The organism is Streptomyces actuosus (assembly GCF_016921115.1).
Taxonomy (GTDB): Bacteria; Actinomycetota; Actinomycetes; order Streptomycetales; family Streptomycetaceae; genus Streptomyces; species Streptomyces actuosus_A.
In genome coordinates, this window is record NZ_JAFFZS010000021.1 from 70065 (window position 1) to 88488 (window position 18424).

An 18424-nucleotide genomic window follows, 5' to 3' on the forward strand; every position below is an offset into this window, starting at 1 on the left:
GTAAAGAAAATGCGGCCCGGGGGAGTCCCCGGGCCGCACATCTCGGTCACATCGGCGCGGTCAGGCGACGAGCGGCTCCGGCAGTGGCCGGGCGTGCAGGACGTCCAGCCGGGACACCGCACGCGTCACCACGACGTAGAGCCGGTGCAGTCCGCGCGCCTCGGACTCGACGATCGCGGCCGGCTCCACCACCACGACATGGTCGTACTCCAGGCCCTTGACGACCGTCGCGGGCAGCACGGTCACCTGGGCGGCCGTGCCGACCTCATCGGCGGTCGCCGTCTCGATGCCCGCCTTGCGCAGCGCCGCCGAGGCCGCGGCCACCGCCTCGTCGGCGGCGATCACGGCGACCGACCCCTCGCGGTCGAGCGCCGCACGCACCGCGGACACCGTGGCGGCCGCCACGTCGTCGACCTCGCTGACCGTCAACTCGCCGTCATGACGCAGCGAACGGGCCGGCGGCACATCCACACCGAGGGCCCCCACCAGCCGGTTGGCCAGCTCCATCACCGCCGCCGGGACACGGAAGCCGGTGGTCAGCGGGACGACCGTGGCCTGCGCCTTGCCCAGATACGTCAACTGCTCCTGCCAGGACCGCGCCGACCAGGGCGCCGTCGCCTGGGCCAGGTCGCCCAGCACCGTGAGGGACCCGAACGCGCTGCGGCGGGCGATCGCCCGGCACTGCATGGGCGACAGGTCCTGGGCCTCGTCCACGACCACATGCCCGAAGCCCTCGGGGCGCTCGATGAGCCCCGCGACCTCGTCGAGCAGCAGCATGTCCTCGACCGACCAGGTCGCGCTCTTCTCCGACCGCGGCGGCTTGGCCCACAGCAGCGCCCGCTGCTCGGCCGCGTCGAACACGCCGTCCGCCGCCTCCTCCATCACCGCCGGGTCGCTCAGCAGCGCGGCCACGACCTCCTCCGGCCGCGCCACCGGCCACGCGGCCTCCAGCAGCGCGGCGACCGGCTTCGAACGGCCGATCTTCCGCGCCCAGGTGACACTCTTCGGCCCGGCCCGCCGCTCGGCCTGCTGCTGGATCAGCGTCACCACCCGCGAACGCACATGCTCGCGCCCGACGCCGTACGGCACCCCCATGCCCCGCACCTCGTCGATGACGCGGGCCAGGTCGTACGAGTCGACCCGCCAGCGGTACGACCCGTCGGTGACGGCGATCGACTCCTCCGGGTGCCTCACCCGGGCGTACAGGGCCCGCTCCAGGACGGTCGCCATCCGGTCGCTGTGCTTCAGCACGCCCACGTCCTCCCCGTCCACCCGCTTGACCGGGTGCCGGGCCACCACGTCCTCCACCGTGAGCTGGGCGATGTCGATCTCGCCCAGCGACGGCAGCACCTCGGAGATGTAGCGCAGGAAGGTGCGGTTCGGGCCGATGATCAGCAGACCGCTGCGCTGCAGCCGCTCCGGGAACGTGTAGAGGAGAAACGCCGCGCGGTGCAAGCCCACGGCGGTCTTGCCGCTGCCCGGCGCGCCCTGCACGCACACCGACTCGCTCAGTTCGCTGCGGACCAGGTTGTCCTGTTCCGGCTGGATGGTGGCGACGATGTCACGCATCGGGCCGAGCCTGGGCCGCTCGATCTCGGCCGCGACGATCGCGCTCGCCGCGTCACCGTCGCCCTCGCCACGGACGTGGTCGAGGTGCTCGTCCTCCAGTCCGGTGAGGTCCTCCGGAGCGCCATGGCTCCAGGGCGCCCACCCGAAGCGCCGCCGCACCGCGACTCCGCGCGGCTCCAGGGCGCTCGCCTGGTAGTAGGTGCGCGAGACCGGCGCACGCCAGTCGATCACCAGCGGCGGTGCGGCCGGGTGCTCCGAGACCCGCCTGCGGCCGATGTAGTACCGCTGCCGTCGGTGGTCCCCCGCGTCCTCCGTGTCCTCGAAGTCGAGCCGGCCGAAGAACAGCGGGCTGTCGGGCTCCTCCGCCATCTGCCGCGCCCGGGTGCGCAGATAGCGGCCCAGCGCCTCGGCGCTCGCGCCGTCGCCCGACACGTCCTCGCCCGCGACGACCTGGTACTGGGCATCGTCCACCTGGCGGGTCATCGCCTCGCGGCACATCGCGACGTACGCACGCTCCAGGGCCAGCTCGTCGTCGAGTCCGACGGCCTCCTGGGTGCCGTACGTGTCCCGGACGTGTGACGTCATCGATCGACCTTTCCGAAGTGACGGTCTTGCGCGCCGCCCGGCGGGACCGGTCGGCGAATTCCGGGTCACAGCATAACTGAACCGGGTTAATTCACTGGCTGAGTTGTGTTATTGGCGGAGTGGGGGAGGGCTGGGTGCTGATCGGTTCTCCGCCGGGCCCGGACCTCGGTCAGCGCCGGCCGGGCCTGAGGCAACGCCGAGCTGCGGCCTGGGTCTTCGCCGGGCGGCGAGGGGCACCGAGGGGGCGTGACCTGGGGCAGCCCTGGTGGCGCATGATCCCGTTGGGTCGTGCCCCTGGGTCAGCGCCGGGACGGCGCCTGTGGCACCGAGGGGCGAGACCGGGGAACGGCCGGGCGGTCTCCGCCGGGCCGCGGCCTCGGTCCGCGCGGGTGCCGACCGAGATGGCGGCATCGGGGCCGCGCCGGGCGGCGGCCCGGGTGCCGCGCCGGTGGGGGCGGCCTGGGTGCACCGAGGGGCCGCCACTTGGGTAAGGGTCGGCCGGCGCCTGGTCTCCGCCGGGCCTTGCGGCCCAGGGCCGGGCCCGGCGGAGGCCGCGGTCATCGTCGGGCCGCGAGCAGGGCTCCCAGTACTGCCGCGCGCACCAGGTGGGCGGGTGCGTAGAGTTCCTTGCCGATCCACAGCGGGGGGTGGCGTTCCACGTTCAGGCCGTGTTCCAGGAGGAAGGCGCAGCCCCGTTGCACGGCCTCGGCCGCCTGCTCCGAGGGGGTGTCGGCGGTCAGTTCCAGCAGGGTGCGCACCGCGTAGGCGGTTTCCTCGGCTGTGCCCTCCCAGCGGCCCCAGGAGCCGTCCTCGCGCTGTTGCTCCAGGAGCCAGGCCACGGACCCGCGCAGCGTGTCGGCCGTGTCCGGGCCGGCATACCGGTGTAGGGCCAGGGCGCAGCGCATCGTCGCGAAGTAGGGCGAGGCGTGCCATTTGTCGGACCAGCTGCCGTCCGGGTGCCGGCGGTTGCGCAGCCATGTCGCGATCCGGGCCACGGCGTCCCGGTAGCGGTCGGCGTCGACGGGATCGCCGACCAGGTGGCAGCCCAGGGCCTCCAGGATGTGGGCGTTGGTGGTCGTGGAGGGCTCGTGCTCCGGGATCGTGGACATGAAGTGGCCGCCCGCGTCGTACTGCCACAGGTACGCGGGCTCCTGGGGTGCCCCCAGGTGGGCCAGGGCCGCGAGGACGATCGCGCTGGTCTCCGCCTCGTACGCGAATCCCGGCGCGGTGGGGGCACCCGACCGGCCGACGTCGCCCGGCAGTTCCTTCAGCAGCTCGGCGAGCACCTCGCGCGGCACCCCCGCAGTCGCCAGGTTGCCGGCGATCCACGCGCGTTCGTAGAAGACGAGCGAGGTCATCGCGGCGACCCGGCCGCCGCCCTGCTCCTGGGCCCGCCGCAGGAAACGTAGCGAGGGATGCGTGGGATCGGCCGGCTCGCGCGGGCCGAGCCAGGCCGCCGTGGCGGCCGCGGAACAGCCGACGACCCCGTCGACCGGCTCCATCTCCGCGGCGCCGACGGCCGCCGGGCCGACGATCTCCAGATAGTGACCGGCGAGCGGATTGCGCCAGGCGCCGCCGCGCAACGCGCGCAGTGCGTCGTCGGTCAACCCGTGCGGCAGCGCCAGCGGTTGAGCCGCCGCGTCCCCGAGGACGGCGAGACGGGCGTTGACGCCCTCCACCAGGGCCGGGATCAGCATGAAGAACACGACCGTCGACGGCACCGGCCGGGCCACCAGAGCGGCCGCCGCCGCGAGTCCCCGACGCGCGGCCTCGGCGAGACCGGCACGCGGCAGCGGCGGCGTCTCGCCCTCCCGGCCCAGCACGGCGAGCAGCGCCTCCGTCGCACTCAGCGTCGGCACGAGGGCGTACCCGTCGGGCCCGGCCCAGCTGCCGTCGGGCCGCTGCTCGTCCAGGAGATGACGGACCCGGGCGGTGTCGCCGTCCAGCCAGGGGGCCAGGGACACCAGCCGGGCCGTCTCGTACACCGAGGGACCCAGCGCGCCGGTCGGATCGTCCAGCACCCGGTCGACCAGCTCCGCGACGAGCGCGTCGAGATCGGGGCCCGCGGTCACGCCGGGATCTCCTCGGAGACGGTGATGCTGTCGACGAGCAGCGACGACGGCAGCGTGGAAGGGTCGGGGTCGCCCGGCAGGACCGGGCCGCCCGGGCTGCCGATGATGATCGCCAGACAGAAGTACACCCGCTGGTCGAACAGCCAGCCCTTCGGGGTGGTGTCCTGGGGGGTCAGCCGCAGATACTCACGGCCGTCCAGGTACCAGGTGATCGAGTCGGGGCCGCGCCGCCAGACCGCCGAGTAGGTGTGGAAGTCCTCGCTGAGCGCACTGCCCTCCTCGGTGGTGGTGCGCGCGCCCATGCCGAGGGAGGGGATCTGGTGGCACTCGGGGGAGTGCACGGCACCCCACACCGAGTCGGGCTCCGAGCCCAGCGCCTCCAGGACGTCGATCTCCCCGGCCCGGTACCAGGCCTGCACCGGGTCCTCGTCTCCCCGGTGGCGCAGCTGAGTGCCCCACGCCCACAGAGCACAGTCCAGGCCGGGGCCCGCCGCGGTCTTCACCCGGGCGTCCAGGCGCAGCGCACCGCCGGGACGCGGCACGAAGTCCTCGCGCAGGGTCTCCAGCCACGCCGCCCGGTACTCCCCGTCCTCGTGCGTGGCGGTGATCCTCAGATGCCCGGCCCCGTCGAGGCCGACGTTCGCGGGGTCGTCCGTGTGGAACTCGATGCCGGCGCCGAACGGCTGCCCGGTGACGACCTGCCACAGGGCGGGGTCGGGCGGCGAACCGGCCGGCCCGTCGAAGGTGTCCTGCCACAGGACCCGCCACGACGACGGCGGTACGGTTCCGGCGGACGGGGCGGTGGCGTGCTTCTGGTTCACGGTCTCCATTGCTTTCTCAGGCTCCGGCTTCGAGACGCTCGGCCATGGCGAGCGGGGTGGGATGGGCGAACAGGTCGGTCAGCCGCACCGGCACGCCCAGCGTCTTCTCGATGCGCTGCACGAGCTGCGCGCCGAGCAGCGAATGCCCGCCGCTGTCGAAGAAGTTGGCGTCCGGGCCGATGTCGGTCCGGCCGAGCGTGGTCTGCCACAGCGCGAGCAACTGCCCGGCCGTACCCGACTGCGCTTCGGGCACGGCCTCGGCCGCCGGACTGCGCTCGGCACGGCGCTGCTCGGCGAGACGGGTCAGCGCGAGATGATCCCGCTTCTCGTTGGCGGTGGTCGGCAGCGACTCGAGCACCACGATCTCCTGGGGTACGGCGGCGGAGGGCAGCAGGGACCGGGCATGAGCCGTGAGCCCGGCGGCGTCCAGGCCGTCGGGGGACTCCACGAAAGCGACCAGGGCCGCGTCCGCCCCGCCCCGGCCGACCACGACCACGGCGACATCCCGCATGCCCGGATGGCCGAGCAGTACCGCCTCCACCTCGCCCAGCTCGATGCGATGGCCTCGCAGCTTGATCTGACGGTCGGTCCGGCCCAGCAGCTCGACAGTGCCGTCGGGCCGCAGCCGGGCCAGATCGCCGGTGCGGTAGTGGCGCCCGTACACGGGATGGTCCGCGAAGCGCTCCGCCGTCAGCTCAGGGCGATTGTGGTAGCCGAGCGCGACACCTGCCCCGGCGATGCACAGCTCGCCCTGCACCCCGACCGGCAGCTCCCGGCCGTCCGGGTCGACGATGAACACCTGGGTGTTGGCGATCGGGCGGCCCACGTCCACGCGGTCCACGTCGGCCGGCACCGGGCCCGAGGTGGACCAGATGGTCGTCTCGGACGGGCCGTACACATGGAGCAGGGAGCCGCCCGAGGCGGCGAGGGTGCGGGCCAGCGCGGGCGGCAGCGGTTCCCCGCCGCAGACCAGGCGCCTGCCCGCGAGCCGGCCGTCGGCCGCGTCGGCGACGACACGCCAGGTCGTCGGGGTGGCCTGCACGATGCCGACGTCGTGCGCGACGACCTCGCCGAGCAGGGCACGGCCGTCGGTGCGGGCCTCGTCGGAGGCCACGACCAGCCGCCCGCCGCAGACCAGCGGCAGGAACAGCTCCAGCGCGGAGATGTCGAAGGCGAACGTGGTCAGCCACAGCACGGAGTCCTCCGCGGTGACCTTCAGCTCCTCGGCGAAGTGCTGCACCACATTGCCGAGGCTGCGGTGGCTGATCAGGGTGCCCTTCGGCTTCCCCGTCGAACCGGAGGTATAGATCAGATACGCGCAGGAGTCCGGATCGGGCCCGTTCGCCGAGGTGTCCGGGAGCGGCCCGTCCTGCCCGACCCGCTCCAGCGGCAGCACACGCGCCCGGACCCCCTCGGGCAGCTCCACGCCCGGCGCCGTGAGCACGGCCCGCGCCCCGGAGTCCTCCAGGACGTACGCCAGCCGCTGCACGGGGTGCTCCGGGTCGACGGGCAGATACACCGCGCCGGCCAGCCACACCCCCAGGGCCGCGGCCGCGAGTGCGGGCCCGCGGGGCGCCGCGAGCGCGACGATGTCACCGGCCCCGACACCGGCGTCCGCGAGGACGGCCCGGGTGTGTTCGGCGGCCCCCCACAACTCGGCGTACGTCGTGCTGCGGCCGCCGCTCACAACGGCGGACGCGGACGGCGCCAGCGCCACCCGCTCCCGCACCGCCGTGAGCACATCGGCCGGCTCCACCGGGCGCGCGGTGTCGTTGGAGGCGGCGAGGACCGCCCGGTCGGAGGGACCGGCCAGCGGGAGTTCGCCCATCGGCAGGTCCGGCCCGGCCGCGGCCGCGAGCAGCAGCGACTCGAAGCGTTCGAGCAGGCCCTGTACGTCCGCCCGGTCCAGGACCTGTGTGTAGTACGCGGCCCGGATGCTCACCCGGTCCGCGGAGGACAGGAAGAAGAACTCGAGGTCGAACTTGCTGAACCCGTTCTCCACCGGCAGCCTGCGGGCCGTGGTGTCCGCGAGCGGGAAGGTCGTACGGCCGTCGTCGGGAACGTAGTTGAACAGATGCCGGAAGACGGTGTTGCGCCAGGAGGCGCCTCCGTCCCTGCGCAGTTCCGGCGTCAGGACGTCGACCGGGACATCGGCGTGGGCGACCGCCCCGAGGAACGCGTCGCGGGCCGTGCGCACCAGGCCCCGGAAGCCGCCGCCGAGGTCGACGGGGATGCGCATCGGCAGGGTGTTGACGTGGTAGCCCACCGCCCTGGACGCCTCCCGCGCACGGACGTTGACCGGAGTGCCCACCACCAGGTCGGGCCCCGCGCCGTGCCGGGCCAGCAGCAGCCCGTACGCGGCCAGCAGCACCACGGCCTCCGGCGCGCGCAGCTCCTTCTGCAGCCGGCGCAGCACCTCGGTCGCCCGCGGGGACAGATCGGCGGTGACCTGGTCGCCGGTGAGGGTCGGCTCGGGCAGGTCCTCGCTGCCGCACCACAGGGCGAGCCCGGCGGCATCGGCCCCGGCCAACTGCCCGCGCCAGTACTCGACGGCGGCGGGCCGGGGAGCGGGCTCCCGGTACGGCGGCTGCGCGGCCAGCAGTTCGGCGGGCGGTTCGCCGCCGGCGGCCAGCGCCGTGTACCCGGCGGTGAACTCGTCCAGCAGGACCGCGCCGGAGACCGTGTCGAAGACGAGGTGATGGACGGCGAGACAGAACGCGTCACCGTCCGCGCACCGCACCAGCGCGGCCCGCACCAGCGGCCGCCCGTCGATGTCGAAGGGCCGCGCGATGAACTCGCCCACGACAGCGGCGACTTCACCCGGCTCCGCCGCCAGCTCCTCGATCTCGATCCGCAGGGCGTCGGCGTCGAGCACCTCCTTGGTGAGGCCCGCCTCCTCCTGCCGGAACACCGTGCGCAGGGCCTCGTGCCGGCGCAGCAGCAGCTCGACCGTGCCCTGGACCGCGGGGCCGAGCAGGGCCGCGTCGGCCTGGAGGGCGACGGAGAGGTTGTTGACGCCCTTGACGGGCACCAGCTCGTCCAGGAGCCAGAGGGCGTGCTCCTTGCTGTCGGCCGGGAGGGACCGGGGTTGCGTTGCTTCTGGCATTCCAACCGTTCCGTAGATTCGCGTCCGTGGATTCGCGTTCGTAGATGCGCGAAAGTCGCCCGAGGGCTATGCGAGTGCGGAGGTGCCTGGCCCCTCAGCCGCGCGTCTCGGTGCCGAGGAGCTCGGCCACCGTGCGGGTGACACCCGGGTCGCGCAGCAGATCGACATGCGGGACGTCGACGCGCAGCTCCCGGCCCACGGCGATGTCCTGCCCGGCTCCGCGGGAGCCGTTCAGGCCGCTCGTGGGCGACGAGGAGGTGACGACGACGGCCTCCCGCCACGCCCGCAGGGGGTCGATCTCCGCGGCCGCGATCAGATAGCTCACGAACGACGCGAAGACCGCGGTGAACTCCTCCTGCCGCTTCTCGTCCAGCTCCAGCCGGTCGAAGACTGGCTTGGCGGTATGCCGGTACACATCGAGGAGTTCGGCGCCCAGCGGCGCCATCTCGGTGTGCTGCTCATGGGCCCGCCGCGCCTCGGCCGCCGCCTGCGCGGTCTCCTCGTCGCTCAGCAGGGTGGACATGGAGTCGAGGACCTTGTGGAACTGCGAGTAGAGCGTCAGCGGGCCGGACTGCTCGGGGTCGAACAGCACGAGCGCGGGCGCCCGGCCCTGCCGTTCGGCGATGCGCTGCGCGATCGCGCCCGCGTAGACGCCGCCGACGCAGAAGCCGAACACCGCGCGGACCGGGCGGCCGTCGGCGGCCACCTCCTCCAGCCACCGCTCGACGGGACCGGTACCACCGGCGCCGGTGCCCGCCTCCTGGGGAACGGTCTCCCAGATCGAGAAGGGCAGGCCGGCCAGACCCGCCGCGAGATCGGTGAAACGGCCCTCGGCGCGGCCGGTGGCGTCGAAGTCCACGGCGAGCACCAGCTCGTGCGCGTCCGCGTTGCCGAGAACCCGCCACGTCTGCGGTTCGGTCATGGTTCGGGCTCCCCCAGGTGCAGTGGAAAACAGTGCGTTTGTGGTCGTGTACGCCGCTTCGGGCGAGGGTGTTGAATTCGCGGTCACGCTATGTGCGCCTCCCGGCCCGGATAACCCCTAGCCGACCCCTTGCGACCCCAGGCCGGTGCGGGTGGGCGGACAGCGCGGCCGTGCTCACCGGAACCGGTCCAGCTGCCCGGACAGGACCCGGGCGACCGCGTCGGTCCGTTCCGAGACGAAGAAGTGACCGCCGTCGAAGACCCGCAGGTCGAAGGGGCCGGTGGTGTGCTCCTGCCAGGCCCCGGCCTCCTCGACGGTGGTCTTCGGGTCGGTGTCGCCGGTCAGCGCGACGACGGGGCAGCCGACCGTCGCGCCCGGCGCGCTGCGGTACCGCTCGATCGCCTTGTAGTCGGCCCGCAACGACGGCAGGAACATCCGCACGATGTCCTCGTCGTCCAGCGCCGCCTGCGCGGTGCCGTCCAGGGCTCGGATCTCCCGCAGCAGAGCGTCGTCGCCCTTGCGGTGCAGATCCTCGCTGCGATGCCGGGACGGCGCCCGCCGCCCCGACACGAACAGGGAGACGGGCTTCACACCGGCCCGCTGCTCCAGCCGCAAGGCCACCTCGAAGGCGACCGACGCGCCCATGCTGTGTCCGAACAGGGCGAGCGGCCGGTCGGTGCCCACGGCCTCGACGACCGCCTCGTAGGCGGCGTCGGCCAGCTCGTGCAGATCCTCGAAGGCGGGCTCCCGATGCCGGTCCTGACGGCCCGGATACTGCACGGCCACCACGTCCAGCCGCCCGGCCAGCGCCCGGGACAGCGGATGGAAGGACGTGGCCGAGCCGCCGGCGTGCGGGAAGCACACCAGGGTGACGGCGTCGGCGGGCGCCTGCTGATAGCGGCGGACCCAGGGGCTCTCTTGACGTGTGGAGGTCATGACGCGGTCCTCTTCATCTCCTCGTGCAGGTGCGCGGCGAGTTCCGCCGGCGTGGGGTGGTCGTAGACCAGCGTGGGCGGCAGGTCGATGCCGGTGACCTTGGTGAGCCGTCCGCTCAGCTCCACCGCGGTCAGCGAGGCGAAGCCGGCGTCGAGGAAGTCCTGGTCGGCGGGGAGCGCATCCGGATCGGAATGCCCGAGCACCGCGGCCGCGGCCGACAGCACCGCGTCCAGCAGCAGAGCGGGCCGCTCCTGCTCGGACGCCCCGGCCAGTGCCCGCGCCAGGTCGTCGCCGTCCTCGGGCAGCGGGGCGTCCTGAGACGTGTCGGCCGCAGCCCTGCCGTGGTCCCACGCCGACAGCAGCGACAGCACGGCGTTGAGGGAGTCGGCCTCCTGGGCGGAGTCGACGTCGAGCAGTGTGGCCAGCCCACCGAGATCCCGGCTCTCGACGGCCTGCCAGAAGCGCCGCTCCAGGTCACCGTCACGGGGCATGGCCGTCGAGGCCCGCGGCGCGGCCGGCCCGGACGGCAGCCAGTACGCGCTGCGCTGGAAGGCGTACGTGGGCAGCTCGACCGTACGGGCGCCGGTAGGGGCGAACACCGCCTTCCAGTCCGGGGACACCCCGTGGACGTGCAGCTCGGCGACGGCCGTGCCCAGCGCGACGGCGTCGGCACGGTCGCGGCGCTGGACGGGCACCACCAGCGCATGGCCGCCGAGGCTCTCGCGGGCCATCGGGGCCAGCACGGCGTCCGGGCCGACCTCGACGTACGCGGTCACGCCCTCCTTCTCCAGATGCGTGAGCTGATCGGCGAAACGCACCGCCTCACGCGCGTGGCGCACCCAGTAGCCGGGGTCCTCCAGCAGCCCGTCCGCAGCCGTCTCCCCGGTGACGTCCGAGACCACGGGGATGCGTGGCGCCCGGTACGACACCTCACGCGCGACCGCCGCGAACTCCTCCAGCATCGGGTCCAGCAGCGGCGAGTGGAACGCGTGACTGACCCGCAGCCGCCGGGTCCTGCGGCCCAGACCCGCGAAGTGCGCGACGATCTCCTCTACGGCACTCACGCGGCCCGAGACGACCACGGCCGAGGGCCCGTTGACCGCGGCGACCCCCAACTCGTGCGTCCGGCCGGCCAGCAGCGGCAGCACCTCGTCCTCCGCCGCCCGCAGCGAGGCCATCGCCCCGTCGTCGGGCAGCGACTGCATCAGCCGGCCGCGTGCCGCCACCAGCTGCGCCGCGTCGGGCAGATCGAAGACCCCGGCGACATGAGCCGCGGCCAGCTCACCGATCGAGTGCCCCGCGAGCAGCTCCGGCCGCAGTCCCCATGCCTCCAACTGTCGGAACAGAGCCACCTCTACGGCGAACAGAGCGGGCTGCGCGTACTCGGTACGGTCCAACAGCTCCGACTCCGGCGTGCCGGAGTCGGCGAACACCACATCGGCCAGGGGTCGTTCGAGCAACGGACCGAACTGCGCGCAGACCTCGTCGAAGGCCGCGGTGAATTCCGTCGACGAGGCGTACAGCTCCCGGCACATCCCGGGCCGCTGAGTGCCCTGCCCGGAGAACAGGATGGCGACCTTGTGTCCGGTCGTGCCCGCACCCCGCACGAGGAACGGCGAGTCCTCGCCACGGGCCAGCGCGTCGAGAGCCGCGAGCCGGTCCGCCGGATCATCGGCCAGCACGACACCCCGGTGCCCGAACACCGACCGGGTCGTGGCCAGCGACAGCCCGACCTGCGCGGCGGTCAGCTCCGGCCGCTCCCGTACGAAGTCCCGCAGCAGCGCCGCCTGCGCGCGCAGGGCCGCCGCACTCTTGCCGGACAGCACCCACGGCTGCACGACACCACCCGGCTCGCCCTCCGTGGCCGGGCTGTGGTCCGGCTCGGCGTGCTCCAGCACGACATGGGCGTTGGTCCCGCTGATGCCGAAGGAGGAGACGGCCGCGCGGCGGGGCCGGCCCGTGTCCGGCCACTCGGTGGTCTCGCTCAGCAGTGATACGGCGCCGGAGTTCCAGTCGACGTGGGTGGAGGGGGTGTCGACGTGGAGGGTGCGGGGGAGGAGGCCGTGGCGCATGGCCATGACCATCTTGATGACTCCTCCGACACCGGCCGCGGCCTGGGTGTGGCCGATGTTGGACTTGAGCGAGCCGAGCCAGAGGGGCTGTTCGGGGGTGTGGTCCTGGCCGTAGGTGGCGAGGAGGGCCTGTGCCTCGATGGGGTCGCCGAGGCTGGTGCCGGTGCCGTGGCCCTCGACCACGTCGACGTCCGCGCCGGTCAGCCCGGCACTGGAGAGGGCCTGGCGGATCACCCGCTGCTGCGCGGGCCCGTTGGGTGCGGTGAGGCCGTTGCTCGCGCCGTCCTGGTTCACCGCGCTGCCGCGCACCACCGCCAGCACCGGGTGGCCATTGCGTCGGGCGTCCGACAGCCGCTCCAGCAGCAGGACGCCCGCGCCCTCGCCCCAGCCGGTGCCGTCCGCGGAGTCCGCGAACGCCTTGCACCGCCCGTCGCGGGCCAGACCCCGCTGCCGGCTGAACCCGATGAAGGTGCCGGGCGTGGTCATGACGGTCACGCCTCCGGCGAGCGCCAGCGAGCTCTCGCCGTTGCGCAGCGACTGCACGGCCAGATGCAGGGCGACCAGTGAGGAGGAACAGGCGGTGTCGACGGTGATGGCCGGGCCTTCCAGGCCGAGGTGGTACGCCACCCGCCCGGAGGCGATGCTGCCCGAACTGCCGTTGCCGAGAAACGCCTCCAGGCCCTCCGGCACCTCGGTGACCTGTGTGCCGTAGTCGTGGTACATGACTCCGGCGAAGACGCCCGTACGGCTGCCGCGCAGGGCCCGCGGGTCGATGCCGGCCCTTTCCACGGCCTCCCAGGAGGTCTCCAGGAGCAGTCGCTGCTGCGGGTCCATGGCCAGGGCCTCGCGCGGCGAGATCCCGAAGAAGGCCGGGTCGAACTCGGCTGCGTCGTACAGGAATCCGCCTTCCACGGCGTACGTCGTGCCGGGGTGGTACGGGTCTGGGTGGTACAGCGCCTCCGTGTCCCAGCCGCGGTCGTCGGGGAACCCGGAGATCGCGTCGGCGCCGGAGTGCACAAGCCGCCACAGGTCCTCCGGGGTGCGCACCCCGCCCGGATAGCGGCAGGCCATGGCCACGACGGCCACCGCGTCCTCGTCCTGGTCACCTTGCCGCGCCGGGCCGGCCACGGGGCCGGGCTCGTCGCCGACGGCCTCGGTGACGATGTGCCGGGCCAGTTCGCCCGGGCTCGGGTGGTCGAACACCAGCGTGGCGGGCAGCCGCAGCCCGGTGGCCGAGGCCAGCCGGTTGCGCAGCTCGATACCCGTCAGCGAGTCGAACCCCAGGTCCTTGAAGCTGAGTTCGGCCTCGACACCGCCCGCGCCCGCATACCCGAGGATCGCGGCGGTGTGCTGCCGCACCAGGCCGAGCACGACCTCCACGCGCTCGGCAGGCTCCAACTCGGCCAGCCGGGCGGCCAGGGACCGGTCCTGCTGCTGCGCCCCCTCCCGTGCGGCGGCACGGCGCGCCGGGCGGCGGACCAGCCCGCGCAGCAACGCCGGTACGGGCTCCCCGTCGAGGGACCGCCCCAGGGCCGCGACATCCAGCCGGATCGGCAGCAGATGCGACTCGCCCGACTCGCACGCCGCGTCGAACAACGCCAGCCCCTCGGCCGCGGACAGCCCGGACACCCCGTGGCGGGTCATGCGGTGGAGGTCGGTGTCGGTGAGGTTGCCGGTCATGCTGCTGCGGTCTTCCCACAGGCCCCAGCCGAGGGAGAGTGCAGGTTGGCCGTTGGTGCGGCGGCGGTGGGCGAGGGTGTCGAGGAAGGTGTTGGCGGCGGCGTAGGCGGCCTGTCCGGGTCCGCCGAAGGCGGCGGCTGCGGAGGAGAAGAGGACGAAGGCGTCGAGGTCGGGGGTGAGTTGGGTGGTGAGCTGGTGGAGGAGGAGGGCGCCGTCGAGCTTCGGGTTCAGGACGGTGTCGAGTTGGTCGGGGGTGAGGTTGTCGATGGTGGCGTCGTGGAGGGTGGCTGCGGTGTGGATGACGGCGGTGACGGGGTGTTCGGTGAGGGCGCGTGTGACGGTGTCGGGGTCGGTGATGTCGCCGGTGACGACGGTGGCGTTCGCGCCGAGGTCGGTGAGGGTTGTGGCGAGGTTGTCGGCGGGGCGGCGGGAGAGGAGGACCAGGTTGTGGACCTGGTGGTGGGTGACGAGGTGGTGGGCGATGTGGGTGGCGAGGGTGCCGGTGGCGCCGGTGATCAGGACCGTACTGTCGGGACGGAAGACGGAGGCCGTGGCCCCCGTGGGGACCGACCGGGCGAGCCGAGGCGCCAGGAACCGTCCCCCGCGGACGGCCAGTTGCGGCTCTCCGGTGCTCAGAGCGCCCTGCATCGAGGATGTGTCCTGGCCGTCGGTGTCGATGAGCACGAACCGGTCGGGGTGCTCGGCCTGCGCGGAGCGGATCAGGCCCCAGATGGAGGCGTGTTCCAGGTCCGGGGTGTCCTCGGGTGAGGTGACGACGGCGTCACGGGTGAGCAGCACGAGCCGGGAGTCGGCGAACCTCTCGTCCGCCAGCCAACCCCGTACCAGCTCCAACGCCCAGTACAGGGACGCCCGTTCACCGGGCGGGCAAGGCGCGACCACGACATCGGGTGCGCCGGGAAGGTCGGCAAGCCCCTCCCCGACGGACAGCCGGACCGCCTCCGCCACCTCTGCCTCTGCCTCTGCGGTGGAGACCGGCACCCACTCCACGCGGAACAGCGCGTCCCGCACACCGGCCGCGACAGCGGCGCCCGCCGTCCCGCCGGACAGCGGCCGCAGTGCCAGCGAGTCGACCGTCAGGACCGGACTGCCCAGGGCGTCTGCGGCGTCGAGCCGTACCTCGTCCTGACCGGTCACGGCCAGCCGCACCCGCAGCACCGTCGCGCCCGTGGCGTGCAGGCGTACGCCCCGCCATGAGAAGGGCATCAGCGCCGTCGCGCCGTCCTCGGCCAGGCCGCTGAGGCCGACCGTCTGCAGCGCGGCGTCGAACAGGGCGGGGTGCAGCTCGAAGTCGGCTGCGTCCCCGGCCAGTTCCTCCGGCAGAGCGACCTCCGCGAAGACCTCGTCACCGAGCCGCCAGGCCGCCCGCAGCCCCTGGAACTGGGGCCCGTACTCGAAGCCGTTCTCCCGGAACCGCTCGTAGCGGCCGTCGAGGTCGAGCGGCTGCGCCCCGGCCGGCGGCCACACGCCGCTCAGGTCCGGTCCGGGGCCGGAGCCGGGGCGGTCCGGGCTCAGGGTGCCGCCGGCGTGCCGCGTCCAGGGCAGGCCGTCCTCTGCCGCGTCCCCGTCGGGCCGTGCGTGCACGGTCAGGGAGCGCCGGCCGGACTCGTCGGGGGCGCCGACCCGCACCCGGAGCCGTAGCCCGCCGTCCTCGGGCAGCACCAGCGGTGCTTCGAGGGTCAGCTCCTCCAGCAGCGGGCAACCCGCCCGGTCCCCGGCCCGTACGGCGAGTTCCGCCAGCGCGGTGCCGGGCAGCAGGGCGGCACCCTCGACACGGTGGCCGCGGATCCACGGCTGGCCTGCGAGCGAGACCCGGCTGGTGAACAGCAGCTCGTCGCCGTCCGCGCTCTCCAGCACGGCCCCCAGCAGCGGATGGTCCACCGCCTCCAGGCCCAGCGAGCGTACGTCCCCGGCCGCGCCGGACGCGGCCTTCGGCCAGTAGCGCTGCCGCTGGAAGGGGTAGGTCGGCAGATCCACCCGCCGGGCGCCGCTGCCGGCGAACAGCGCCGCCCAGTCGACGCGGGCACCGCGGGCGAACACCCTCGCCACCGCCTCCACCACCGACATCGGCTCAGGGCGGTCCCGGCGCAGCGCGGCGGCGAAGGCCACCGCATCGCCCGGCAGGCAGTCCTCGCCCATCCCGGACAGCACGCCGCCGGGGCCGAGTTCCAGGTAGCTGCCGATGCCCAGCTCGCCCAGCGTTCTCATGCCGTCGGCGAAACGCACCGCCTGCCGGACATGGCGCACCCAGTAGTCCGGGTCGGTCAGCTCCTCGGCGGTCGCCGTACGACCGGTCACATCGGAGACGACCGGGATCAGCGGATCGCTGTACCGCAGCGACCCCGCGACCGCCCGGAACTCCTCCAGCATGGCGTCCATACGGGGCGAGTGGAAGGCATGGCTGACATTGAGCCGCTTGGTACGACGTCCCCGCTCGGCGAGTTCGGCGGCCACGGCGAGCACCGCGTCCTCGTCGCCGGACACGACGACGGACCGCGGTCCGTTGACGGCCGCGACCGACACCCGGTCCGTACGACCGGCCAGCACCTCCGCCACCTCGTCCTCGGCGGCCCGCACCGACACCATCGCCCCGTCGGCCGGCAGCTCCTCCATCAGCCGGCCACGAGCGGCGACCAGCGCGCACGCGTCCGGCAGGGTCAGCACCCCCGACACATGCGCCGCCGCCAGCTCACCGACGGAGTGGCCCAGCAGCGCGGCAGGCCGCAGCCCCCACGCCTCGACCAGCCGGAACAGCGCCACCTCCACGGCGAACAGACCCGCCTGGGTGTACCGCGTCCGGTCGAGCAGCGCCGCCTCGGGTGTGCCCGGCTCGGCGAACACGACCTCGCGCAGCGGGCGTTCGGGGTGTTGGTCCAGGCAGGCGCAGATCTCGTCGAAGGCCTCGGCGAACACCGGGTGGGCGGCGTGGAGTTCCCGGCCCATCCCCGGGTACTGGCTGCCCTGTCCCGTGAAGAGGAAGGCTGTGCGAGCGGCTCGGTGACCCGCGCCCGTCACCAGCCCCGGGGCGCCGTCCGAGTCCCCGGCGAGCGCCGCGAGGGCCGTGTCCAACCCATCGTCGGAGTGCAGCAGCACCGCCCGGTGCTCGAACGCCGAACGCCCCGTGGCGAGCGAGAAGCCCACATCGACCGGGTCGGCGCTTCCCGCGAACTCCGTCAGCCGTGCCGCCTGTTCGCGCAGTGCCTCCGCCGACCTCGCGGACAGCACCCACGGCACGACCGGCATCCCGGCCCCGCGCTCCGGCGCGTCCTCGGAGGACTCCTCCACCGGAGGCTCCTCCAGTACGGCGTGCGTGTTCGTGCCGCTCACACCGAAGGACGACACCGCCGCACGGCGCGGCCGGTCGACGACCGGCCAGGGCCGCTCCTCGGTCAGCAGTGATACGGCGCCGGAGTCCCAGTCGACGTGGGTGGAGGGGGTGTCGACGTGGAGGGTGCGCGGGAGGAGGCCGTGGCGCATGGCCATGACCATCTTGATGACTCCTCCGACACCGGCCGCGGCCTGGGTGTGGCCGATGTTGGACTTGAGCGAGCCGAGCCAGAGGGGCTGTTCGGGGGTGTGGTCCTGGCCGTAGGTGGCGAGGAGGGCCTGTGCCTCGATGGGGTCGCCGAGGCTGGTGCCGGTGCCGTGGGCCTCGACCGCGTCGACGTCCGCGCCGGTCAGTCCGGCGGCGGCCAGCGCCTCCCGGATCACTCGCTCCTGGGCGGGCCCGTTGGGTGCGGTGAGGCCGTTGCTCGCCCCGTCCTGGTTGGCCGCCGTGGAACGGACCACCGCCAGTACGGGGTGGCCGTTGCGCCGGGCGTCCGACAGCCGCTCCAGCAACAGCAGGCCTACGCCCTCCGACAGGCTGGTCCCGTCGGCGCTGTCCGCGAACGCCTTGCACCGGCCGTCCGGCGCCAGCCCGTGCCCCTGCCCCCGGCTCAACTCGTCGAACAGCGTCGGCGTCGACATCACCGCCACGCCCCCGGCGAGCGCCAGCGAGCTCTCGCCGTTGCGCAGCGACTGCACGGCCAGATGCAGGGCGATCAACGAGGAGGAACAGGCCGTGTCGACCGTCACCGCCGGCCCCTCAAGACCAAGTGTGTAGGACACCCGGCCGGAGGCGACGCTGCCCGCGCTGCCGTTGTAGACATAGCCCTCGACAGCGTCCGGCGACTCACCGACCAGCGTGCCGTAGTCGTGGTACATGACTCCGGCGAAGACGCCCGTACGGCTGCCGCGCAGGGCCCGCGGGTCGATGCCGGCCCTTTCCACGGCCTCCCAGGAGGTCTCCAGGAGCAGTCGCTGCTGCGGGTCCATGGCCAGGGCCTCGCGCGGCGAGATCCCGAAGAAGGCCGGGTCGAACTCGGCCGCGTCGTACAGGAATCCGCCGTGGTCGTACAGCCCGTCCAGATCCCAGCCGCGGTCCGTCGGGAACTCCGACACCGCGTCGTCGCCCGCGGCCACCAGCCGCCACAGGCCCTCCGGGGTGCGGACCCCGCCCGGGTACCGGCAGCTCATCGCGACGATCGCGATCGGCTCCCGGCCGCGCTCGGTGAGTTCACGGTTGTGCTGCCGCAGCCGCTCGGTCTCCTTGAGGGACGCCCGCAGGGCGGCGACGACCTTGTCGTTGGGGTTGCTCATGG

The 18424-nt window shown here is 73.5% G+C and carries 7 protein-coding genes; all 7 read right to left on the reverse strand.

Going from position 1 to position 18424, the window contains the following annotated elements; genetic code table 11:
* Positions 1 to 60: 60 nt before the first annotated feature.
* Entirely contained in the window at positions 61 to 2154 is a 2094-nt protein-coding gene (locus JS756_RS23810; RefSeq protein ID WP_438817340.1) for a HelD family protein, read from the reverse strand.
* A gap of 557 nt (positions 2155 to 2711) precedes the next feature.
* Entirely contained in the window at positions 2712 to 4226 is a 1515-nt protein-coding gene (locus tag JS756_RS37840) for a prenyltransferase/squalene oxidase repeat-containing protein (RefSeq protein ID WP_205385220.1), read from the reverse strand.
* On the reverse strand, positions 4223 to 5047 hold the full coding sequence (locus JS756_RS23820) for a glycoside hydrolase family 16 protein (RefSeq protein ID WP_205385221.1): 825 nt from the start codon (positions 5045 to 5047) through the stop codon (positions 4223 to 4225). Before JS756_RS23820 ends, JS756_RS37840 begins: the two co-directional genes overlap by 4 nt.
* Before the next feature lie 16 nt (positions 5048 to 5063).
* Positions 5064 to 8153 (reverse strand): non-ribosomal peptide synthetase, encoded by a 3090-nt coding sequence (locus JS756_RS23825; RefSeq protein ID WP_205385222.1) that lies wholly within the window; start codon positions 8151 to 8153, stop codon positions 5064 to 5066.
* A gap of 94 nt (positions 8154 to 8247) precedes the next feature.
* The gene (locus tag JS756_RS23830; protein ID WP_205385223.1) at positions 8248 to 9075 is read right to left on the reverse strand and encodes a hypothetical protein; all 828 of its coding nucleotides are present in this window, start codon (positions 9073 to 9075) and stop codon (positions 8248 to 8250) included.
* Between the two features lie 174 nt (positions 9076 to 9249).
* Positions 9250 to 10011 carry a thioesterase II family protein gene (locus JS756_RS23835; RefSeq protein ID WP_205385224.1) on the reverse strand — a complete coding sequence of 254 codons (762 nt, stop codon included), beginning with the start codon at positions 10009 to 10011 and terminating at the stop codon, positions 9250 to 9252.
* Complete coding sequence (locus JS756_RS36930; RefSeq protein WP_240204254.1) at positions 10008 to 18422, reverse strand: type I polyketide synthase; 8415 nt, start codon at positions 18420 to 18422, stop codon at positions 10008 to 10010. Before JS756_RS36930 ends, JS756_RS23835 begins: the two co-directional genes overlap by 4 nt.
* Between the last annotated feature and the right edge of the window lie 2 nt (positions 18423 to 18424).

What these genes read in the sequence shown, in the direction of transcription:
- JS756_RS23810 (WP_438817340.1), bottom strand. Translation starts at nt 2,154, where the DNA reads ATGACGTCACACGTCCGGGACACGTACGGCACCCAGGAGGCCGTCGGA.
- JS756_RS23825 (WP_205385222.1), bottom strand. Translation starts at nt 8,153, where the DNA reads ATGCCAGAAGCAACGCAACCCCGGTCCCTCCCGGCCGACAGCAAGGAG.
- JS756_RS23830 (WP_205385223.1), bottom strand. Translation starts at nt 9,075, where the DNA reads ATGACCGAACCGCAGACGTGGCGGGTTCTCGGCAACGCGGACGCGCAC.
- JS756_RS23835 (WP_205385224.1), bottom strand. Translation starts at nt 10,011, where the DNA reads ATGACCTCCACACGTCAAGAGAGCCCCTGGGTCCGCCGCTATCAGCAG.
- JS756_RS36930 (WP_240204254.1), bottom strand. Translation starts at nt 18,422, where the DNA reads ATGAGCAACCCCAACGACAAGGTCGTCGCCGCCCTGCGGGCGTCCCTC.